Origin of the sequence: uncultured Methanobrevibacter sp. (genome assembly GCF_902771435.1) — an archaeon.
In the GTDB taxonomy this organism is placed as follows: Archaea; Methanobacteriota; Methanobacteria; order Methanobacteriales; family Methanobacteriaceae; genus Methanocatella.
The window spans coordinates 1-2,772 of the sequence record NZ_CACXXB010000099.1 but is presented as its reverse complement, the minus strand read 5'-3'; the positions used below and the strand labels follow the sequence as shown (position 1 = coordinate 2,772).

3 protein-coding genes and 1 pseudogene are annotated in these 2,772 nt (G+C 34.1%); 1 reads left to right on the top strand and 3 read right to left on the bottom strand.

What is annotated here, in order from left to right; translation table 11 throughout:
- Positions 1 to 47: 47 nt before the first annotated feature.
- The 3 genes and pseudogenes from QZU83_RS10735 to QZU83_RS10720 all read right to left on the bottom strand — a co-directional run bounded on the left by QZU83_RS10735 (position 48) and on the right by QZU83_RS10720 (position 1,809).
- Positions 48 to 278: a 4Fe-4S binding protein gene (locus QZU83_RS10735; protein ID WP_067040044.1), complete on the bottom strand. Its 231-nt coding sequence runs from the start codon at positions 276 to 278 to the stop codon at positions 48 to 50.
- Between the two features lie 8 nt (positions 279 to 286).
- Positions 287 to 1,346: pseudogene (gene fwdF / locus QZU83_RS10785) on the bottom strand (tungsten-dependent formylmethanofuran dehydrogenase subunit FwdF).
- A 1-nt stretch (position 1,347) separates the two neighbouring features.
- Complete coding sequence (locus QZU83_RS10720; RefSeq protein ID WP_292607470.1) at positions 1,348 to 1,809, bottom strand: 4Fe-4S binding protein; 462 nt, start codon at positions 1,807 to 1,809, stop codon at positions 1,348 to 1,350.
- A 409-nt stretch (positions 1,810 to 2,218) separates the two neighbouring features.
- Between QZU83_RS10720 and mobB the strand changes: the two genes are divergently transcribed.
- A partial coding sequence (gene mobB, locus QZU83_RS10715) for a molybdopterin-guanine dinucleotide biosynthesis protein B (protein WP_295611971.1) occupies positions 2,219 to 2,772 on the top strand: 554 nt, incomplete at its 3' end.

Below are 2,772 nucleotides of genomic sequence, written 5' to 3'. Positions count from 1 at the left end.
ACAGGTTTTTCTAAATAAGTATTAGCATAATGCATATAATAATCCCCCTATTCTAACCATATAGCATTTACTGGGCAAAACATTTGACATGTTCCACACTTTTCACATTTTTCAGGACTAAAGAGTTTGATGAATCCGTTTTCTACCATCATAATAACTTCTTCAGTCTTAGCACCATTACCACCAGCGTTTTCTGGACTGATAGCAGCATTTACAGGACATGCGATTACACAAATCCCGCATCCTAAACAATTATCTTGATTAACTTTAAGTTCCATCGAATCACCTAGTCTTTAATTGCATCTAAAGCATCTTTCCAAGTAGTTGAGCTAATAGGTGTGTGGTCAATTTCAGTTCTTTTTACAGTAATTGCACCGTTAGGACATGCTTTTGCACATGCTTTACATTTTACACAGTAATCATTGTTAGCAATTACATGTTCCATTCTAGAACCCGGACCGGAGGATACTGGGAATGCTAATGCGTTACATCCACAAATATCTACACAAGCTCCACAAGCTTGACATTTATCATCATCAATTTCAATAGAACCTTCGAATGGTTTTTTGTGTTTAGCAGCATCGGTTGGACATACTCCTTCACACCATCCGCAGAATACACAGAGTTCTGAGTCGATGACTGAGTTTCCTTTAACAGCAGCTTTTGCAGGGTCTAAATCATATTCACCGTAGTTACATGCTCTACAAATTGCTTTGATAGCATTGGTAGGACATGATTTTTTACATACTAAACAGTATACACATTTATCTTTGTCAATGACAATAGATTCTCTTCCAGTTTCTTTATCAACGACGATTGCTTCTGCAGGACATAATTCTTCACATACACCACAGTAGATACATTCTTCATCATCTACATCAATTTCACCAGTTACTAAGTCAGCAAGGACATGCGATTTCACATCTTTTACAGTAAATACATTCATCATCATCAATTTCTGAGAAAGCGTTATAATGAGGATATGCTTCAATTTCTTTGATTGGTACGCCATCAATAGTTAATACTAATGCATCAACAGGACATAATCCGCTGCACATACCACATAATACACATTTACTTTCGTCAATGCTTACTCTTTGAACATCAAATTCGTCTTTGAAGTTTTGAGCAATCTTTTCATGACCACTGAAATAAACGTCGTTTGAGATTCTGTGACGTGCGTCAACAGCAATTGCATTTAATGTAATTGCTTCGACAGGACAAGTAGATTCACAAATCCCACAACCTAAACATACATGGTCGTTGAAAGACAAGTTTCTAACTTCTTCAGCAGATCTTGTGATGTCAAAGTTGTTGTCTTTAACCTCTTTTAAATTTCTAATCATATTAAATCTCCAAAATTTTTATAGAATTAGTTGGGCATTCATCGCTACATAGCTGACAACCACAACATTGTATGGAGTCTGCATGTGCCTTTAATGATTCTAACTCAATAGCTTTCATTGTACATGCATTTACACATAAGCCGCAACCAATACACGAATCTCCTATACTCACCTCGAAATTTCTTTCTCGGCAAATATTCACAATTTTTCGACTCTGTTCCGGTTCATCAAATATAGCCTCAGTCATTTTCAAGAAATCCCTGGGAGATAAGTCCACAATAGTCCTTGCAACATCAATTGAGTTCCAGGATAAATTTCGACCATTCAAATAATGGGAAATAGTAGATCTATCGACACCCAACTCCTCAGCAATTGCCTGGTGACTTTCACCAGCATCCTTCAACTTGACCGCAGCCAAATATTTTAGACCAGATGCAATATGCTTTGGCATTTGAACCACCATGTGTAATGATAACACATATGTTTTCTTATATAAATATAGTTGCCTACTAGATTAAAGTAGAAAGCTTTAAATATTACTGTGGTAATAGTACACAAAAATTTTTTTAAAAATTTTTCATAATACTCCAAATTAAACAAAGACATTTAAAATATATTATTTTAAGTCAAATACTTCAAATAATTCAATTCAACACCAAATAATAATTTGTGATTCTTTAACTTATGAAAAAATAGAAAAATCAATCAAAATTAGTAATACTTAAATATATAATAAGTATTACAAAAATGGCAAAAATATGTAAAAAAGTTTAGGTTTGCCTAAAATGTGTAGTTACTACACATATAATCATTTAGAAATTTTTAATTAATACGAAGAATAACATATAATATATTATTAAGGGGAAAAAATAATGAAGATAGTATCTATTGTAGGTAAAAAAAATACCGGAAAAACATCACTAACCGTGAAAGTTATTGAAGAGCTGACCAAAAGAGGCTACAATGTTGCATCCATAAAGCACTCACACCATTCAATAGAAATGGACAAGGAAAATACAGACACTTGGAAACATAAACAGGCAGGTGCCAACTTGGTTGTGGGTGTTGGTTCAACTACATTCTTTAATGTTAAAAAAGAGCATGATCTTAATAGAATACTATATATGCTGAAACATTTTGACGACTTCGACTTTGTAGTTATTGAAGGATATAAAAGATACAACTACCCTAAAATCATTACATCCCCTGACGTTAAAGATGACTATACAATCAAGGAAGTCGATTCATTTACAATAGATGAAGAGGGTGTCAGCCAACTTGCAGACCTCATCGAAGAGAGAGGCCACGATATTATTGATACATTATTTGCCAACAACTGTGGATTCAACAATGGAGAGGTTATTGCCCGTGAAATTCGCCAGGGAAACTTAAGTGTTGACGATTTGGATAAAATACATTCATACCT